At 65.0% G+C, this 19,277-nt stretch carries 13 protein-coding genes; 6 read left to right on the top strand and 7 right to left on the bottom strand.

The window, feature by feature from the left end; genetic code table 11:
* The first annotated feature begins 12 nt into the window (after positions 1 to 12).
* A complete protein-coding gene (locus tag NTU39_RS26750) occupies positions 13 to 507 on the top strand; it encodes an Lrp/AsnC family transcriptional regulator (RefSeq protein ID WP_039394205.1) in 495 nt (164 codons plus the stop codon).
* Positions 508 to 575: 68 nt separating this feature from the next.
* Here NTU39_RS26750 and NTU39_RS26745 read toward each other — a convergent pair whose 3' ends face one another.
* The gene (locus tag NTU39_RS26745) at positions 576 to 1,091 is read right to left on the bottom strand and encodes an FUSC family protein (protein ID WP_150663724.1); all 516 of its coding nucleotides are present in this window, start codon (positions 1,089 to 1,091) and stop codon (positions 576 to 578) included.
* A 232-nt stretch (positions 1,092 to 1,323) separates the two neighbouring features.
* Between NTU39_RS26745 and NTU39_RS26740 the strand changes: the two genes are divergently transcribed.
* The 4 genes from NTU39_RS26740 (at position 1,324) to NTU39_RS26725 (ending at position 11,582) form a co-directional block, all read left to right on the top strand.
* Entirely contained in the window at positions 1,324 to 7,350 is a 6,027-nt protein-coding gene (locus NTU39_RS26740) for an Ig-like domain-containing alpha-2-macroglobulin family protein (RefSeq protein ID WP_257958925.1), read from the top strand.
* Positions 7,351 to 7,370: 20 nt separating this feature from the next.
* Positions 7,371 to 8,087 carry a lysoplasmalogenase gene (locus NTU39_RS26735; protein ID WP_257958924.1) on the top strand — a complete coding sequence of 239 codons (717 nt, stop codon included), beginning with the start codon at positions 7,371 to 7,373 and terminating at the stop codon, positions 8,085 to 8,087.
* A 5-nt stretch (positions 8,088 to 8,092) separates the two neighbouring features.
* Positions 8,093 to 10,402 (top strand): penicillin-binding protein 1C, encoded by a 2,310-nt coding sequence (gene pbpC, locus NTU39_RS26730; protein WP_150663721.1) that lies wholly within the window; start codon positions 8,093 to 8,095, stop codon positions 10,400 to 10,402.
* Positions 10,403 to 10,610: 208 nt separating this feature from the next.
* A complete protein-coding gene (locus NTU39_RS26725) occupies positions 10,611 to 11,582 on the top strand; it encodes a delta(1)-pyrroline-2-carboxylate reductase family protein (protein WP_039394193.1) in 972 nt (323 codons plus the stop codon).
* Between the two features lie 12 nt (positions 11,583 to 11,594).
* Here NTU39_RS26725 and NTU39_RS26720 read toward each other — a convergent pair whose 3' ends face one another.
* Entirely contained in the window at positions 11,595 to 12,578 is a 984-nt protein-coding gene (locus tag NTU39_RS26720; RefSeq protein ID WP_373275342.1) for a heme ABC transporter ATP-binding protein, read from the bottom strand.
* Positions 12,473 to 13,489, bottom strand: coding sequence for a FecCD family ABC transporter permease (locus NTU39_RS26715; RefSeq protein WP_150663720.1), 1,017 nt, complete (start codon positions 13,487 to 13,489; stop codon positions 12,473 to 12,475). Before NTU39_RS26715 ends, NTU39_RS26720 begins: the two co-directional genes overlap by 106 nt.
* Between NTU39_RS26715 and NTU39_RS26710 the strand changes: the two genes are divergently transcribed.
* A complete protein-coding gene (locus NTU39_RS26710) occupies positions 13,488 to 13,721 on the top strand; it encodes a hypothetical protein (RefSeq protein ID WP_257960153.1) in 234 nt (77 codons plus the stop codon). The two genes, NTU39_RS26715 and NTU39_RS26710, sit on opposite strands and share 2 nt — an antisense overlap.
* Positions 13,722 to 13,768: 47 nt before the next feature.
* On the opposite strand, the gene NTU39_RS26705 is transcribed toward NTU39_RS26710, so the two are convergent.
* From NTU39_RS26705 to NTU39_RS26690, 4 genes are all read right to left on the bottom strand, one after another.
* Positions 13,769 to 14,716, bottom strand: coding sequence for a heme/hemin ABC transporter substrate-binding protein (locus NTU39_RS26705; protein WP_150663718.1), 948 nt, complete (start codon positions 14,714 to 14,716; stop codon positions 13,769 to 13,771).
* Positions 14,717 to 14,724: 8 nt separating this feature from the next.
* The gene (locus tag NTU39_RS26700) at positions 14,725 to 15,834 is read right to left on the bottom strand and encodes a hemin-degrading factor (RefSeq protein WP_257958923.1); all 1,110 of its coding nucleotides are present in this window, start codon (positions 15,832 to 15,834) and stop codon (positions 14,725 to 14,727) included.
* A 120-nt stretch (positions 15,835 to 15,954) separates the two neighbouring features.
* Positions 15,955 to 18,372: a TonB-dependent hemoglobin/transferrin/lactoferrin family receptor gene (locus tag NTU39_RS26695; protein WP_257958922.1), complete on the bottom strand. Its 2,418-nt coding sequence runs from the start codon at positions 18,370 to 18,372 to the stop codon at positions 15,955 to 15,957.
* A gap of 326 nt (positions 18,373 to 18,698) precedes the next feature.
* Positions 18,699 to 19,160, bottom strand: a complete 462-nt coding sequence (locus tag NTU39_RS26690; RefSeq protein WP_039394177.1) for an Lrp/AsnC family transcriptional regulator — start codon at positions 19,158 to 19,160, stop codon at positions 18,699 to 18,701.
* Positions 19,161 to 19,277: the final 117 nt, after the last annotated feature.

Raw genomic sequence — 19,277 nt, 5'->3', positions numbered from 1 at the left:
CGGAGAATCGTCATGCTTGATCTGGATAGCTTCGATTTGGCCCTTTTGGACGCCTTGCAGAAGGAAGGCCGGGCCACCCATCACCAGTTGGCAGAGCATGTGGCGTTGTCAGCGTCGCAGATCGGTCGACGCCTGCAACGGCTCGAAGCCGCGGGCGTGATCGAGGGGTATCGCGTGGTGTTGCGCCCCGAGGCGTTAGGCCTGGCGGTGACGGCGTTCACGACCCTGCGCCTGCAACATCACGGCGATCAGGTCATCGAACGGTTTCAGGCGGAGATCGATTTGCTGCCCGAAGTGCTGGAGTGCCACGCCGTGGTGGGCGAGGCCGATTACCTGCTGAGGATCGTGGTGCCTGATCTGAACGCCTTGTCGGCGTTCGTGATGAAGCGGCTGATGCAGGTGCCGGGCGTGGAGAATGTGCGCTCGAATATCGTGCTGAGCGCTTTCAAGCGCAGCAACGCGTTGCCACTGAGCTATCTGTCGAACAACCGTCCGGCGTCACGCTGATCGCTGGCGATGTCTGCACGATGGTGACGCTGCGCGGCATCGGCCGCCGCGGTGCCTGCGCACGGGGCTCAATCCTCCGGCATTAGCCACGGCTTCACGTAGCGTCCGTAGATCAATGACTGGATAAGCGCAACGGTGGAGCCGATCAACACTTCGATCACGCGCAGCATGGCGAGGCTGAGCTCTTCGTGCAGTCCTTGCCCCTGTCCGCTGAGCGCCGCCGACATCAGAATCACCACCGTGGCCGGTCCAAGTCGCCAGTTCGCCGGATAGTTCTGCACCAGCATGGCCGCAAGCGTCGCGATCGTAATGCCCACTAGCATCGCCGCCAGACCCGGCCCCATCACCAACAGCACGATACACGCCACGACCGCCCCGGTGATCGTGTTGATCGAGCGCGCCTTGAAGTTGCTGCGGGCCTGCAACGGATCGGGCTCGGTCACGATGATGAGCGAGATCATCGCCCAGTACGGTTCGGGAAAGCCTGCGGCGCGCAGGCCGAACCAGACGATCAGCGACCCGCTAAGAATCTTCACGAGATAGACCAGCGCGTTCTTCTTCGGGTGCAGAAAGGCAACGGACATGGGCAGCGCGGGTGACGAATGCGGGAAGCGTCAGTGTGACATAGCCCGCCTTCCTGTTTGCCTATTCGCAAGACTTTCGAAGCGAATTCCGAACGACCGTCCGGACGATTCCGACCCGGTCGGGGATCCCATCCCAAATATCGTTTTCCGTCCAAGTTCTGTTGGGAAACGGTTCGATATGCCAATGACTGCGGGTTAGAATCGCCTCACCAGAACCCGGGAGGAGTCCGGCATGCATAGCCGAACGCAACGCGTCTGGCCGACCGCGCCGTTGGCGTGGGCGGCGCTGAGTCTTGGAATGATCGTGGCGTCGCCGGCACAGGCCGCTCGCGTCGTAAGCGTCAGCCCGCAGGGCGAGGTCGCGAGTGTGAATCAGGTCGTCGTCAAGTTCGACGAAGCGATGGTGCCCGCAGGCGATCCCCGGGCGAGCGCGCCCGCTGCCGTGCGGTGTACGGATACGTCGCTGACCGGTGATGGTCACTGGCTCGAACCCAAGATCTGGGTCTTCGACTTCAAGAGCGATTTGCCGCCGGGCGCGAAGTGTTCCGTCGAGATGCGCAGCGGTCTGTCCGCCGTCTCGGGCACGGCACTCTCCGGCACCACGAAATACGCATTCAACACGGGCGGTCCGGCCGTCTCGTCCATCCGTCCGTCGTACGGTGTTATCGACGAAAACCAGATTTTCATCCTTACGCTCAACGGGGCGGCTGCGCCTGCCAGCGTGCGCCAAAACGCCTGGTGTGAAACCGAGGGCGTTGGCGAGCGTATCGGCGTCAAGTGGATCGAGGGCGACACGCGCACCGCGTTGCTCAAGCGATTCAATCTCGACAAGCAGTCGGCGCGCGTCGTCATGTTGCAATGCAATCGCATGCTTGCGGCCGGTGCGAAGATGCATCTGGTCTGGGGGGCGGGGATTGCCACGCCGTCCGGGGTGCCGACCAAACAGGCACGCCGTTTCGAATACGAAGTACGTGAGCCATTCACTGCGAGCTTCAGTTGCGAGCGCGAGAATGCCAATGCGCCGTGCACACCGTTGCGTCCGCTGCGTCTGTCGTTCAGTTCACATGTAGCGCGAGACATGGCCGCGAAGATTCGCCTGCAGGGGGCAGGGGCCGAACGGTCGCCGAAGGCTAGCGATTCGGACCGCTCGTCGAGCGTGAGCGAGGTTACCTTCGATGCGCCGTTCCCAGAGAAGGCCGAGCTGACGATCACCCTGCCGAAAGGCTTTACGGATGACAGTGGCCGTGCGCTCGAGAACGCCAGCGAATTTCCGTTGAAGACGAAGACGGCAACGATGCCGCCGTTGGCCAAGTTTGCTGCGGCACCTTTCGGCATCGTGGAGCGGTTCGCGGAGCCGGGCATGCCGCCGATGTTGCCGGTGACGTTGCGCAAGGTTGAGCCTGCGCTGCAAATCAACGGTCTCGGCGTGGCTGGCGAAGCGGCGAAAGTGGGTGACGCGGGGCGGACGTTGCAATTGCGTGTCGACGATGATGCCGAAGTGCTTACGTGGATGTCGCGCGTGCGTCGCTTCGACGAGACGACGATGACGCGCAAGCAGATCGCGCAGGAAATGCCATCGATCCTGACGGCACCAGCGGCGAAGGAAGCGTTCGGACCCAACGCAGCGGCCATCGTCGAAGAGAAGGTCACGCGATACGACACTCGCAGTCTGTCCCTGCTCTCGGGGCTGCAAGGCGTTCAGGCGCTGACCCTGCCCGTGCCGAAGGAGAAGGATCCCCGGCCGTTCGAAGTGGTCGGTATTCCGTTCCAGAAGCCCGGTTTCTACGTCGTGGAACTGGCGTCCCCCTCGCTCGGGGCGGCGCTGTTGGGCAAGTCGTTGCCGATGTACGTGCGCACCACGGTGCTGGTGACGAATCTCGGCGTGCACTTCAAGATGGGCCGCGAGAACGCGGTCGCATGGGTGACGACGCTCGACAAGGGGCAGCCGGTCGCCAACGCGAAGGTACGCGTGCTCGACTGTGACGGCAGCGAAGTTGCGACGGCCGTCACCGACAAGACGGGCGTGGCGAAGATCGACAAGGCGCTCGAACGTTACAAGTACTGTCAGAAGACGAGCCGCTCGGGGTACTTCGTGGTGGCCCGCACGCAGGGCAACGATCCCGATATGGCGTTCGTGTCGTCCGATTGGGATCGCGGCATCGAGCCGTGGCGCTTCCATGTGCCGACCGACGGCGGTAACAGCCCGACCGTGCGTGCGCAGACGGTGTTCGATCGCATGCTGTTCCGTGTGGGCGAGACGGTGTCGATGAAGCACTTCATCCGTCAGGAGACGATGCAGGGGCTGGCATTGCCTGCGAGCCTGCCGTCGCAAATGACAATCACGCACGAGGGTTCCGGACAGACGTACACGCAGCCCGTCACGTGGCGCAACGGACGGCTGGCCGAGAACACCTTCCAGATTCCTCAGGGCGCGAAGCTGGGTGAATACGCGGTGACGCTGGACTACACGGACAACGATTCGCGGCCGAAGACCTACCCGCAGTCGCTCGACGCCGGGCACTTCCGCGTGGAGGCCTTCCGCCTGCCGGTGCTGGCCGGATCGATTGGCGTACGCGATGCAGTGAAGTCGCCGCTGATCAACAAGACCGAAGCGCCGGTGAATGTGCAGGTGAACTACGTCGCCGGAGGACCGGCGGGCAACCTGCCGGTGCGCGTGTCGGCCTTGATGCGTGTGCGCGATCTCACGTTCGACGGGTACGACGACTACAGCTTCACGCCTTATCGCCCGCCGTCTGCCCAATCGGGCGGCGACGATGACGATCAGGGTAACGACGAAAGTTCGGGATCGAGCGACCAGAAGCTGGTGGCCGACAAGCAACGTCTCGTGCTCGACCGCAACGGGGCGGGCACGCTGACGCTTAAGGATCTGCCGAAGGTCGACCGTCCGAGCGATCTGGTGCTCGAAGCGAGCTTTGCCGATCCGAACGGCGAGATTCAGACGCTTCGCGGTAATGCCACCTTGTGGCCCGCCAATCTGATTACCGGCGTGCGCAGCGAAAGCTGGGTGTCGGTGACCAACAAGCTGCCGGTCAAGGCACTGGCCCTGGATTTGCAGGGCAAGCCGAAGTCCGGCGTGGCGATGGAGGTGCGCGCGGAGGCGCGTATCACCACGAGCAGCCGCAAGCGGATGGTGGGCGGCTTCTATGCCTACGACAACCGCACTGAAGTCAAGGATCTCGGCAAGGTGTGCAGCGGCAAGACGGATGAGCGTGGCGAGTTGTCGTGCGACGTATCGCTCTCCCAGCCGGGCGAGATCACGCTGGTCGCGCAGGCGAAGGACGACAAGGGCAACCTGAGCACGTCGACGACCGGTGTGTGGGTCACGGGCCGGGGCGAAGTCTGGTTTGGCGGCGACAACACCGACCGGATGGACGTGCTGCCGGAGCGTCGCGCTTACGAGCCGGGCGAGACGGCCAAGTTGCAGGTGCGCATGCCGTTCCGTTCGGCAATGGCGCTGGTGGCCATCGAACGCGAAGGCGTGATAGAGACGCGCACGGTGGAGATTTCGGGCAAGGATCCGAACATCTCCCTGAAGGTCGATCCGACATGGGGACCGAACGTCTATGTCTCGGTGCTCGCGGTACGTGGTCGTATCCACGAAGTGCCGTGGTACTCCTTCTTCCAGTGGGGATGGAAACAGCCCCTGGAGTGGTTCCGTGCGTTCTGGTACGAGGGGCGCGAATATCAGGCCCCGACCGGTCTGGTCGACCTGGGCAAGCCCGCATACCGCTTCGGTCTGACCGAGTTGCGCGTGGGGACGGCGGGTCAGCGCCTCGCTGTGGAAGTGAAGCCTGACGCGGCGACGTATCCCGTGCGCGGCCACGCGAAGGTCCGCATCAAGGTCACACAGCCGGACGGGAAGCCGGTCGCAGCAGGGTCCGAGGTCGCCGTCGCCGCAGTGGACGAGGCCTTGCTTGAACTTGCACCCAACACAAGCTGGAATCTGCTCGATGCCATGTGGCAACGTCGCAGCTACACGGTGACGACGGCGACGGCGCAAATGGAGATCATTGGTCGTCGTCACTACGGGCGCAAGGCGGTGCCTGCCGGTGGCGGCGGGGGCAAGAGTCCGACTCGGGAGCTCTTCGACACGCTATTGCTGTGGCAGCCGCGCGTGGTGCTCGACGACAAGGGCGAAGCGACGGTCGACGTGCCGCTCAACGACTCGCTGTCGAGTTTCCGGATCGTGGCAGTGGCGGATGAGGGCAAGCCCGGTACGCAGGCGCTTGGCTGGTTCGGTACCGGCTCGGCGACGATCCGCTCGACGCAGGACCTGCAACTGATCTCGGGATTGCCGCCGCTGGTTCGCGAAGGTGATAACTACCGTGCGCAGTTCACCGTCCGTAATACAACGCAGCACACCATGCAGGTGCAACTAACCGCGCGTGCGACGCAACTCACGCTCGCACCGCAACGCATTGACGTACCGGCCGGGGAGTCGCGTGAGGTGATGTGGGAAGTCACCGCGCCGACGGGGCTGGCCGACACGCGTGCGCAGCGGGTGCTTTGGGAGGTCAGTGCGCAGGCACCGGCAGCGGGCGGTGCGCCGGCTGCGAGCGCCGCCATCAAGGTCGGGCAGGACATTCAGCCGTCCCTGCCAGCGACGGTGCAGCAGTCGGTGCTCACGCAGGTAGAAGGCAGCCTCACGCTGCCGATGGCGCCGCCCGCAGGGGCGGTGGCGGATAGCACGGGCAAGCTGCGGGGCGGCGTGCGCGTCAACCTGCAGCCCCGTCTGTCGCAGGGGCTGCCGGGGGTGAAGCGCTGGTTTGAGCTGTATCCGTATGCGTGTCTGGAGCAGCAGGCGTCAAAGGCGCTCGGCTTGCGCGACGTTGCGCAGTGGAAGCGCGTGATGGGCACGCTGCCGTCGTATCTCGACGAAGATGGCCTCGCGAGCTACTTCCCGCCGCAGGAGGGCTTCGCCAATCAGGGCAGCGATACGCTGACGGCCTATCTGCTCGCCATGAGCAACGAGGCGAAAGCGTTGGATCCCGCTTACGGTCTGCCGGACGACGCGCTCGCGCGCATGGAGGACGGACTGACGGCGTTCGTGGAAGGCCGTCTCACGCGACGCTTCTGGGCACCGCGCGATGACCTGACGCTGCGCAAGCTCAGTGCGATCGAAGCGCTCTCGCGCTACGGTCGCGCCAACGCCCGCATGCTCGGTTCGTTGACGATTGCGCCGAACGACTGGCCGACGTCCGCCGTGATCGACTGGTACGCGATCTTGCAACGTCTGCCCGATGCGCCGCAACGGGCCGAACGCATGGCGCAGGCCGAGCAGATTCTGCGGGCGCGCCTGTCGTATCAGGGCACGCGGGTGGGGTTCTCGACGCAGGGCACCGACGGACTTTGGTGGCTCATGGTCGGTCCGGAGACCAACGCGGCGCGGCTGGCGTTGCTGATGAACGCGAACCCGGCATGGAAGGACGACATGCCGCGTCTCGTGATCGGCTTGCTGGGCCTTCAGTCGCGCGGTGCATGGTCGACGACGACGGCCAACGTCTGGGGTGGACTGGCGGTAGACCGCTTCTCGGCGCGCTTCGAGCGTGATACGCCGACCGGGCAGACCACGGTCCAGTGGCAGCGCGACAACCAGACGAGTGGCGGGGTGCAGAGCGTCGACTGGGACAAGCTCAAGGCAGGCACCGTGCCGCCGACCGTGTCGCTGCCGTGGCTGAGCAACGCGGCCGCCGGTACCGACAACGCGCGCGATGTGTTGCGCCTTGAGCAGGCCGGTGCGGGCAAACCGTGGGCGACGATTCAAAGTGTCGCGGCGGTGCCGCTAAAAGCGCCGTTTGCGGCGGGCTATCGCGTCACGCGCAGCGTTCAGGTGCAGGATGCGGCGGACAAGTCCGGCGACAGCTTCGTGCGAGGTGCCGTGTTGCGCGTGCGACTCGATATCGATGCACAGGCCGACATGCGCTGGGTCGTGGTGAGCGATCCGCTACCGGGCGGGGCGTCGGTACTGGGTGGAGGACTTGGACGCGACTCGGTCATTGCGACGCAAGGCGAGAAGAGCGAAGGCGCGATGCCCGCGTTTGAAGAGCGCGCGCAGGACGCCTACCGCGCGTACTACGACTATCTGCCGAAGGGGCAGCATCGCATCGAGTACACCGTGCGTCTGAACAACGTCGGCAAGTTCGCCACGCCGCCGACGCGCGTAGAAGCGATGTACGAACCGGCGATGTATGGCGAGACGCCGAACGCGCCGGTGCAGGTTGTGCCAGCCAAGCAATAACGCACGGGAGACCGATTGCAATGACGTCGAACTTCTTTGCGCCAGCGGCGGCGCTGCCGCGCGAGGCTCGCCGCTTCTGGTGGCTCGCCGCAGTGGCGGGGGCCGCCTATGCTGTCTCGTTGCGCGGCACGCCGTATGCGGATCAGGCCATCGCGAAAGTGTTCCTATGCGCGCTGCTGCTGTTTGCGGCGCTGTATCACCGGGTGCCACGCGAGCGGGTCTGGCTCTGTGCGGCGCTCGTCTTCTCGGGGGCGGGCGATGTGCTGCTCGCGCTCCCGGCGCTTGCGCAGGGCTTCGTGTTCGGACTGGGCGCGTTTCTGGTGGCGCACCTCGCGTACTTCATGCTGTTCTGGCGCGTGCGTCGGCCGTGGGCGCAGGTGCCGCGCTGGCATCGCGTCGCCATCGTCCTGGTGTGGATTGCAGCGGCGCTTCTGTACGCGCTGTATTGGCCTGGCATGGGGGAGCTGAAGGCACCGGTCGCGTGCTATGTCGTCGTGCTCGCCATGATGGCCTCGGCGGCGCTACTGGCTGACGTCCGAGGCGAATGGGCGCCTGTCGGTGTGCTGTTGTTCACCGTATCGGATGCGCTCATCGGTACCACCCGCTTCGTTGGCTCGGTGCCCGCGCAGGAGTACGCGATCTGGATTCTGTATGCGCTAGCGCAGTTGCTGCTCGTGGCGGGCATCATGGCCATCCGCACGCCCGGACAGGCGCCGTCGTCGAATGAGAAAGGATGAAGTCAATGTGCGCAGTGCCTGATGGGCGTCGTGGAGGTGTTGCGCGTCGAGTCGTACTGAGCGTCGCGATGGCGCTCGGGTTGCTTCAGGCACCGGTCGTCGCACACGCGGTGCCGTCGTTCGAAGAGGTGCGTCAGGATTGGCGTGCATCCGACTGGATTCTGCTGGACCGTCGTGGCGAGCCGTTGCAGCGCTTGCGCGCCGATATGCAGGCGCAACGCGGCGATTGGGTGACGCTGGCCGATGTGTCGCCCGCGTTCCGTGAGGCGCTGATCGTCTCGGAAGACAAGCGCTTCTACGAGCACAGCGGGGTCGACTGGCGGGGTGTTGCCGCTGCCGCGTGGGGCAATCTCTGGCATTCACGCACGCGTGGCGCGTCCACCCTGACGATGCAGCTGGCGGGCCTGATTGACGACGACCTGCGCCCCAGTGCGCGCAACCGGTCGGTAACGCAGAAGATCGGGCAGGCCGCAACGGCGCTCTGGCTGGAGCAGCGCTGGCGCAAGGACCAGATTCTCGAAGCCTATCTGAATCTCGTGCCGTTTCGCGGCGAACTCGTCGGCATCTCGGCCGTCTCGCAAACGCTGTTCGGCAAGCTGCCCATCGGTCTCGACGCGCGTGAGGCAGCGATTGCCGTCGCGTTGCTGCGCGCCCCCAATGCGCCTGCCGGGCGCGTCTCCCAGCGCGCCTGCGGCATTCTGAAGGACATGGGGCAAGGGGCGGATTGCAGCGGGTTGGAAGGTTATACGCAGTTGGTATTTTCGCGTCCCGCGAGCGTGATGACGACGCGCGACGCCGTGAGTCTCGCACCGCATTTCGCACGACGCGTTTTCAGCGAAAGCCGTCCGCCAGCGGGCACACGCATCACCAGTACGCTGGACGCGAATCTTCAGCGCATGGCGGTGAACACGCTGGGGCAGACGCTGCGCGAGCTGAGCACGCCGGGACGTGCGCGCAACGTCCAGGACGGGGCGATTGTCGTGATCGACAACGCGAGCGGCGACATCCTCGCGTGGGTCGGCTCGTCCGGTGCGCTGTCGTCTGCGGCACAGGTGGATGGCGCGACATCGTTGCGTCAGGCGGGCTCTACGCTCAAGCCATTTCTCTACGCGCAGGCGATTGCCGAGCAGCGTCTGACGGCGGCGTCGCTGCTGGACGATTCGCCCATCGATCTGCCTACGGGCGGTGGTCTGTACATCCCTCAGAACTACGATCGTCACTTCAAGGGATGGGTCAGTGCGCGCACCGCGCTCGGCTCGTCGCTCAACGTGCCCGCCGTGCGCACGCTCGTGATGGTCACACCGCGCCGGTTTGCGCAGACGCTCGTCTCGCTCGGTTTGCCGCTCACGCAAAGCGGTGATTACTACGGCTTCAGCCTGGCGCTCGGCAGTGCCGACGTGACGTTGCTCTCACTCACGAACGCATATCGAGCGCTGGCGAACGGCGGCACGGCGAGCGGCATTCGCGAACGCATGCCTGAGCGTGTCGCATCGACGTCGCGCGCGCGAACGGACGATAAACCGGCGGGTAAGAAGGCTAAGGACGACAACCGCACGCACCCGGCGGCAGGCACGCCGGTCTTCTCGCCGCAGGTGAGCTTCATTGTGTCCGACATGATCGCAGACCGGCAGGCGAGAACGCGCACGTTCGGCCTCGACAGTCCGCTCTCGACACGCTACTGGACCGCCGTGAAGACAGGCACCAGCAAGGATATGCGCGACAACTGGGCCGTCGGGTATTCGCGTCGCTATACCGTGGGTGTCTGGGTCGGCAACGCAGACGGCGCGCCGATGTGGGACGTCTCCGGTGTCTCCGGTGCCGCCCCGATCTGGCATCGCGTGATGGACTATCTGCATCGTAGAACCGCCAGCCTGCCGCCCGTGCCTCCACCCGGTGTAGAGCATGTCGCAGTGCAGTACGCCGAGCACGTCGAACCCGCGCGCGAGGAGTGGTTTTTGCCAGGGACGTCGCAGAGCACGATTGCGTTGTCCGCACTCGCCACGAAGGCCCCGAGCGGCCCGCTCTGGCGCATTGCCGGGCCGACGGACGGGACCATCGTCGCACTCGATCCCGATATCCCGCCCGCCAACCAGCGACTGTGGTTTCAGGTGGCCGCCGCGTGGCCCAAAGGCGCGGCGTGGCGACTCGACGGAAAGCCGTTATCCGGTACGTCGCGTGTGGGGTGGTTGCCGTGGCCGGGACGTCACACGCTTGAGCTGATCGACGCGTCTGGTGCGGTGCGCGACAGTGTTCGCTTCGAGGTACGCGGTGCGACCGTCAACGACGGCAAACGCATGCGCAATGCGAGCCGCTGAGCGCATGTGCGCGATGATGCATTGACATCGCGCACGGTCTGACGCGTCGCGACGACACGAAATGTCACGATTAAATTTTGATGTGGCAGACGCGTTCACGCGATGCGCGCTACACTGAAATCAGACTTGGCAAAGCGTGACGCAATGTGACGACGACGAGTGCGAACTCCGCCGCCCGAAGGCGTACGCCCCGAAGCGGAGACAATCGATGATCACGCTGGATGCGCATCAAACCGCGCAGTTGTTGCCCTATCCTCAATTGGCCGACGGCATCGAGGCCATGCTCATGGAGATGCGCTCGGGCACCGCGCGCGCCCCGGAGCGTCTGCACTTTCCCTTGACCGAACCCGAACGCGGCCGCCGCACCGGCGTGCTGCTGGTGATGCCTGCCGTCAATCGGGATGTCGCGATGACCAAGCACATCACCGTGCATCCCGAGAATTGTCGTGCGGGCAAACCGTCGATCATCGGCGAGGTGATGGTGTTCGACCCGCACACGGGCGAGCGCCAGATGCTGCTCGACGGACCGACCGTCACCGGGCGTCGTACTGCCGCCGTCACGCTCTTTGCTGCGAGAAAGTTTGCGCCACGCCCGAAGGGGCCGGTGCTGATCGTCGGTGCGGGCGTGCAGGCGAGGGCGCATCTGGAGGCCTTCGCGGCAGGCATGGGCACGCGTCATTTCATGATCTTCTCGCGCAGTCCGGAGCGTGCGCATGCGCTGGCCGATCACGCCGCGACGCTCGGTGTGGAAGCGACCGTGGTCGACGCCATCGAACCTGTACTCAATACCGTCAGCATCGTGATCACGGCGACGACCAGCAGCGAACCGGTGCTGCCGGACAGCGACGTGACGCGCTGGCGCGACGACATTTTCGTCGCGGGCGTGGGCGCGTTTCGCCCGGACATGCGCGAGTTGCCGCCGCAGTTATGCCGCGACGCCGCCGTGCGCGGCACGCTGGTGGTCGATACGTGGGAAGTGAAGCACGAGGCGGGCGATCTGCTGCACGCCGCCATCGACTGGGGACGCGCCGCGCCCTTGATGGATGCCATCATCACACCCGACCGTTTTCGATCGAGCGGGCCGGTGCTCTTCAAGAGTGTGGGCTATGCGCTGTGGGATCTCGCGGCGGTGCTGTGCGCGCGCGCGAATCTTGCGAAGGATGGTGTGCCTGCCGCTTGATTGCCTAAGCCATTAAGCGGGCAACGCGAACGGCACACCGGCGGATGTCCCCGTCGGCACCGGGTATCCCGCTGCCGTCTCCGGTGTAATCACATGCACCGGCAGGCCCAGCGTCGTTTCGATCAGATCGGCACGCATCACTCCGCGCGGCGTGCCGGTGGCGAGAATGCGTCCGTCGGCCAGCAACGCCATACGGTCGGCGTGACGCGCCGCGAGATTCACGTCGTGCACGATGGCCATCGCACCGAATCCCCACGACTTTGCCAACGTTCGCGTAAGCGACAGCAGATGATGCTGATGGGCGAGGTCGAGCGCCGCCGTCGGTTCGTCGAGCAGCAGGTAGCGCGGCACCGACGGGGCCGACGCGCTCTCGTTCGGACCGTCGGGCCATAACTGCGCGAGCACCCGCGCGAACTGCACGCGTGCCCATTCCCCGCCTGAGAGCGTCATCACGTCGCGATGCATCAGCGACAGCGCACCGGCCTGTTCGAGGGCGAGTGCGGCAATCTCCGTGTCGCTGCGGCTCGCCTTCGGAAACGGCAGACGCCCCATCGTTACGATCTCCAGCGCACTGAAGGGAAACGACAACTGCGCCGTTTGCGGCAGCACGGCGCGCAGACGTGCGAGCGCCGCCGTCGAGTATTGCGAGAGCAGCGCACCGTTGAGCATGATCGCGCCGCTCATGTGCGTGCGCGGCGGCAACGGCTCGCCCGCCAGCGCCTTGAGCAGGGTGCTTTTACCAGCACCGTTCCGGCCGAGCAACACAAGCAACTCGCCGGGACGGACGTCGAGCGAAAGGCCGTCGAGCACGGGCGAATCCGAGTGGGCGATGGTGAGGTCGTAGGCACTGAGCATGGCGATGTCCTGATGTTGGCTGATGTCGTCGGCGGTCACAGACCGAACTGCCCGCGGCGTCGCCACAGCAGCATGAGGAAGAAGGGGGCGCCGAGCAGCGCCGTCAGAATGCCCAACGGCAATTCGGCAGGCGCGACCCATGTGCGGGCAACGAGGTCGGCGAGCAACGTCAGAATCGCGCCGAAGAGGGCCGCCGCAGGCAGCACCGCGCGCGGGTCAGGGCCGACCACCAGACGCACGATGTGCGGCGCGATCAGACCGATGAAACCGATCATGCCGCTTGACGCCACCAACGCGCCCACGCACAACGCGCACGCCACCATCACGCGCCGCTTGACCGATTGCACCGCCACGCCGAGGTGCAGCGCTTCGGCTTCCCCGAGCAGCAACGCATTGAGCGAGCGGCACTGCGAGGCGAGGGCGACGATGCCCAGCGCGACCGGCCACACGATCACCGCGAGCATCGACCATTGCGCGCCGCCGAGACTGCCCAGCGTCCAGAAGGTGAGCGTGCGCAATTGCGTATCGTTTGCGAGATACGTCAGCAAGCCGATGGCGGCCCCGGAGACAGCATTGATTGCGATACCTGCGAGCAAGAGCAACGGCAGGGCGAGACGGCCGCGTCCGGCGGCCAGACGATAGACGAGTGCCGTAACCCCCAGCGCACCCACGAACGCCGCCAGCGGCAGCATCCACAAGCCGAGCGAGGCTGCGAGCGCGGCAGGCAGCAACACGCCGCCGAGCACGATCACGCCAGCCGCACCGAGCGCCGCGCCGCTCGCCACGCCGATCAGCCCCGGGTCGGCCAGCGGATTGCGAAAGAGCGCCTGCAACGCGGCACCGGCCGCGCCGAAGCCTGCGCCGACAAGAACGCCCAGCACGATGCGCGGCAAACGGATCTGCAACATCACGTTGCGCGCCTGATCCTGCGCAAAGTCGCCCGTCGCGCCGCGGAACAAGGCGGTGATGGCGTCGGCGGGAGCGATACGATATGCGCCGCCACACAACGCGGCCAGCACGGCGGCGGCGAGCAGGCCGACGAGTACCGTCATGACGATCCAGCGCGGCGGACGCCGACGTGCAGCACCGGTGTGGCGCGGCACATCAGGACGGTCGGTCGAGGCATTCGGCGTCGCTGCACGGCTGCGGCTGGACGCACTCGAAGAACTCGACGTGTGTGACGACATGGGCTTCGGAATCGGAGGAGCGGCTGACATGGCAACGATGACTGGCGAGTGGCTGGCGAATGACGGGTTCGGGGCTGGAGGACCGGGATTGGCGTGACGTCACGAAGTCGCTCACAACGTCACGCCACGCTCACGCAGCGGCCCTCAGGCGGTATGCACGCGCCTGGCAAGCTCCGCGACCGCCTGAGGCAGACGCGGGCCAAAGCCGAGCAGATACAGAGCGTCGAAACTGACGACGCGTCTGGCACGACCCGCCGGTGTGTTGGCGAGTCCCGGCTGCGCGAGCAGCGCTGCGGCCGGGTCGGCGGGCGACGGTCCCGTCGTGGTCGTGAGCAGCACGTCGGGCTGCGCCGCGACAGCGGCTTCGGCGGTCAGCGGACGGTAGCCATTGAACCCGCGCAGCGCGTTCTCGGCACCGGCGTAAGCCAGCATCGCATCGGCGGCGGTGTCCTGCCCCGCGACCATGACCTGATTGCCTGTATGACCGAGGATGAACAGCACGCGCGGACGCTTCTGAATGCCGTACATCTCCTCGACCTTGCCCCGCACCTGAATCCAGTCGGACATGAAGCGGCCTGCCACGCGTATGCCTTCGTCGTTCAGTTTCATTGCGCTCGCGACACCGCGAATGTTGTCGCGCACCAGCTCAGCCGTATAACCGTGCTTGAAGTGCTGCACGGTCACGCCTGCGGCCGCAATCTGCGAGAGCACGTTGGGCGGCCCGGCTTCGGCCCCCGCGAGCAACAGATCGGGATGCAGCGAGAGCACACCCTCGGCCGAGAGCGTGCGCAGGTAGCCGATCTTGGGCAGCTTGGTCGCCGCTTCCGGATACAGGCTCGTCAGATCGTTGGCGATCACGCGATTCTGCGCGCCGAGCGCGTAGACGATTTCCGTCAGCGCGCCACCGGCGACGATCACGCGCTTCGGGCCGTCCTTGGCGACGGAGGCATCCGTCGCCGCATGCGCTGCGCCAACGAGGGCATGCGGGAGCAGCGCGCCGAGCCATGCGCCGGCGGCGAGCGTCGCGCCACCGCCGAGCAGGGTGCGACGCGAGAGGCGAAGCGCGCCGCGTGCGTCGTTAGGTTTGTTCACGCCGGGTTTCACGCTGATGCCTCCGCGACCCCTTGCGAACCCTCCACACGCACCAGCGTCGCGCGCCAGTCTTCGCGTTCTGCCTGCCCCGGCTTGCGCTCGCCGAAGAACATGGCGATCACCATGCCCGAGGCGTCGAGCAGTTCGAGCGACGAGACGATGCCGTCCGCCGTCGGCTTGCGCACGATCCACGCGGTGTCGACGAGGTCTTCGCGCAGGTGCAGATTGAAGCCCGGATCGAGGATGTTGACCCACGGGCCCATCATGCGAATGTTCTTCACCGGGCCGGTGTGGATCTGGATCATGCCCGCATTGCCGACGAACACCATGATCGGCAGATCGGTACCGGCGGCATCTTCGAGCAGCGTACGCACGGAGGCGGACGACACGCGCTGTGCATGACCGGCGGGCGCGAGGCGCAATGCCTGCGCGCGCGACACACCGTGGCGCTTGAGCATGTCGAAGAACTGATGCGTGTCGGTCATCGCAAGCCAGTCGCGCTGGAAGGCGTCGGCGTCGATATCGGCGTCGGGGGTCTCGGCCTTCGGGGCGTCGGCAGCGACAACGTGCTGACCCGGCGTCTGATCGTCCGCGCGGAAACGGGCGACGAGCGCTTCGAAGGCGGCGACGTCGCTGTGATCGCGCAGGAACATCTTGTGCACGGCGGTGCCCGACTTGTCGAAGAATTGCAGCGAGCGGCGCGGGCCGTTTTCCGCCGGTGTTTCGACGGCGTAACCGTAGGCCCATTGGTGATAGAAGATGCGCAGGTCGAGGTCTTTGCCCAGACCGAGACCGATGGTGCCCTGATGCGAGAGCTTTTCGTACTGACCGTCCTTCTCGTGGACGGCGGCGTTATTGCGCGTGAGCGCCATGACGCGTCCGAGCGCAGGCAGCGCCTCGACGATCTCGACGAATTCCGGACGCAGGCGCACGACGTGCTCGCCGACGAATGCCGCGACTGTCTCCCCTTCGGACACACCGAGCGCGGCGGCGGCGTCGCGATCGCGCAGGTTCTGTTCCGTCTTCACTCGTTGGAATTCGCTGCGCAGACGGGTGACGTCGGCGAGCGCGGGGAATGCCGGGCGGGCGGTGGAAGTGGCGTTTTGAGCGTTCATCATGGCGATTCCTTGAATGGCGTGTTTGCTGGCGATAGCGGATGGCTGGCATGCGCCGACGGGGTGAAGCTCACACGTTGAGCGACTTGCGTCGGCGCGGTTCTGACGACCGATCCCGAAGGATCAGTACTGAAGCTTCAGGCTCACAGCCACGCTGCGACCCGGTGCCGAATAGGCGTCCTTGACGTTGGAGTTGTCGGCGAGGTTGCGAACGTCCGACCAGTTCCAGTACTTGCGGTCGAACACGTTGTAGATCCCGGCGTACACCGTGGCGTGCTTGTTGATGTGATAGCCGCCGGACAAGTCGAACACGATGGAGGTCGGCGGCGCCCAGCAGTTCTGGTTCTGCTGCGTACCGGCCGTGCACGTCTTCGCGATCTGGCTTTGCGACTTCGCGGCCTGGAACATCAGGTCGGCCTGCGCGAACCACGTGCTGTTCGGCTCGTAGCGCACACCCAGAACCATCGAGAACGGGTTGATGGTGTTGAGCGGCTGGCTCGCCGCGCCGTTGTCTTCCGTCGTGCCGTGCGTGTACGCCATGGCGGTGCGCAACGTAATGCCGCCCTTGAGCGCCCACGTCGCACGGCCTTCCCAACCCTGGATGTTGGCGCGGCTGAAGTTGACGTACTGATAGATGAGCGGATCGTTCGGACGGCCCGAGCCGCTGATGTTCTGCTGCGAGATGAAGTTACGGTATTTACCCGCGAACACGGCGGTGCTGTACGTCACCGGGCCGAGGGTGGTCGCCAGACGGCCGCGCAAACCCAGCTCGATGGTGTCGCTCGTCTCGGGCTTGAGGTTCGGGTTCGCGATCGACATGTAACCGAAGATCGGATTCGAGAAGCCGTTGTTCACCTGATCGGGCGTCGGCGTGCGGAAGCCGCGCGCGTATTGCACGTACGGAATCAGCGATGGCGCGATCTCGTACATCACCGCGATGCGCGGCGAGAAGGCGGAGTCGTTCGACGACGTCGGCTGCACGCGTGCGCCCGATGCCGTCTGCGAGACGTACAGCGGGTCATTCTGCTTGGGCGAGAGCCAGTAGGCGTCGTAACGGATACCCGGCGTGACGGTCAGCGCGCCGTAGCGGATTTCGTCCTGAAGGAACGCGCCGAAGAGCGTGTAGTTCGTGTCCGGGAAGGCCTTGTTCGGGAACGACTCGCCCACGCCAGGCACGGTGCCGTTACGGTAGCTCGTGATGTAGGCCAGGCTCGCATCGGTGCCGTACACCAGCTTGTGCGCGAGCGGGCCGGTGGTGAAGTTGCTTTCCGCTTGCAGCGAGCCGCCCACGGTGCGTTCCTTGTACGTGTTGTCGCGCGTACGGTCGCCCGCCGTGCGTTTTTCGTACGAGTACTGGCTGTTCTTCGCGTCCTGGAAGTACACCAGCGCGTGTGCGTTCTGGACGTATGCCTGCGAGGCGTCGTTGAAGTCGTAATCGAGGCTGACGCGGTTGCGCTCCAGACGATCGCTCGTATGCAGGCCGAGCGTCGTGGGCGGATTGACGGCGGACAGCACGTCCGAATCGGTGCGACGGCGCACGTTTTCGGCGGTGAGCTTGAACGTGGAGAAGGGCGTGGCCTTGAAGACGAGCTTGCCGAGGACGGAGTCGCCGTTGGTGTCCTGCGGATTCGCCGTCGTACGCGCGGTGCTCGCAGAATTGTTCGAGCCCTTGCCGTCGAGTTCGTGGCCCTTGTTGCCGTCCACGATCAACATGCCTTGCCACTGTTCGCCACCCCACGCGGCCTGCGCGGTCGTGCCGAAGCTGCGATCCATCGAGTTGTAGTACGGACGCAGCGAGAAGTAGGTGGACTTGCCGAACACGTCGAGCAGGTCTTGCGGATCCTTGGTGAGGAAGTTGACGACGCCGGTCAGGCCGTCGCTGCCGTACAGCGACGATGCCGGGCCGCGCAGGATTTCGATGCGACGCAGCAGATCCATGCCCATGTAGTCGCCACGACCGGCTTCCAGCGGACCGAACGAGTACGAGGAGGGCATGCGGATGCCGTCTTCGAACAGCGCGACGCGATTACCTTCGAGACCACGGATGTTGATGCTGGAGTTGCCATCGCGACCGCCACCTGCGGCAGCGGAGGCGGGACGGTACGGTGCACGACGCACGGTCACGCCGGGCTCGTAGCGCAGCGCTTCCTTGATGTCCTGCGCCTGCTGTTCCTCGATGTCCTGATCGGTGATGACCGAGATCGAGGCCGGCGTGCGTTCGCTGGCCGTCGGTGTGCGCGTTGCCGTCACGTTCACCTCTCGCAGATTGGCTTCGGCGAGCTGAATCGGTGCGTTGGGCGATGCCTGCGCGAGTTGCATCGTCTGGGCGGACTGGACGGGTTTGGCGGGCTGCGCCGAACCGTCGGCCGGGGCCTGTTGCGCGAAAGCGGCAGGCAGCCAGAACGCGGCAAGCACCGCGCCTGCGAGCGGATGCAGACGCCGACGTGACCCGGACGCCGGTTGGCGTCGCGAGGCTTCGGTTCTTGCGCCACGCATGGCGCTGGTTGAACCGTTGGCGCCGTGTTCCCGGCGCATGGACATGACAAAGGCGCGGCCCCCGCCGCAAGACGACTGCTTCACTGCTGGCTCCCAGTGCAAAAAACCCCGTTGCTGGCTGGCGAGCGCTCGTGGCAATCGGCGTGTGAGCGGCGTCTCTCGACGCTTCACTACACGCTGGCAGGCGCGGCTGGCGAAAAAATCTCACGCCACCCGGCCGCATTGTTCGGCCTTGAGACGAAGAGCTTGGATAAATACTTAAATGAGAATCATTTGCATTTTTAGCGAAGATCCTCCGGTCCGTCAAGAGGGGATGTTGCGCAATGTCAACGTATGGGAAGTTGCGGAAAGCCTACGGAAATTGCCGGACGTCAGATGGGCAGACTTGTGTCGAACTTGATTTCACGCAGTACAACGCTGGTTTTAACGTTAGAAACCGCAGGAAGACGGAAGATGTGCTCATGCAGAAAGGCGTCGTACGCCTTGATGTCCGGTGCCACGATCTTGAGGATGTAATCCGCCTCGCCGGTGGTGCTGTAGCACTCGGTGACTTCGGGGCAGGTGCGGATCTCGCGCTCGAACTGCTCCGTGCCGCCTTCCGTGTGACGCGTGAGTTGCACATGGGCGAGGGCGCACACATGCAGACCGAGCTTTTCCCGGTCGAGCAGCACCGTGTACCGCTGGATCACGCCACTTTGCTCCATGTCCTTGATGCGTCGCCAGCAAGGCGTCGCCGACAGGCCGACGTTTTCAGACAGTTCCTGTGCCGAACGGCGCGAGTCGATCTGTAGCAGACGCAGGATCTGCCGCGCAAAGTTGTCGAGTAATTCCATTTCCCTAAATCGCCTTTTGCGAAATGAACGTTTCTTATTATGCGCCGAAAGGAGTGAAATAGTAAAAATCTTTCTCGGACCTCCCCATACACTGCTTCCATAACCGACGCGTTCACG

It is taken from the genome of Pandoraea commovens, assembly GCF_024704525.1.
Classification (GTDB): Bacteria; Pseudomonadota; Gammaproteobacteria; order Burkholderiales; family Burkholderiaceae; genus Pandoraea; species Pandoraea commovens.
This window is presented reverse-complemented; position numbering and strand designations above follow the sequence as displayed.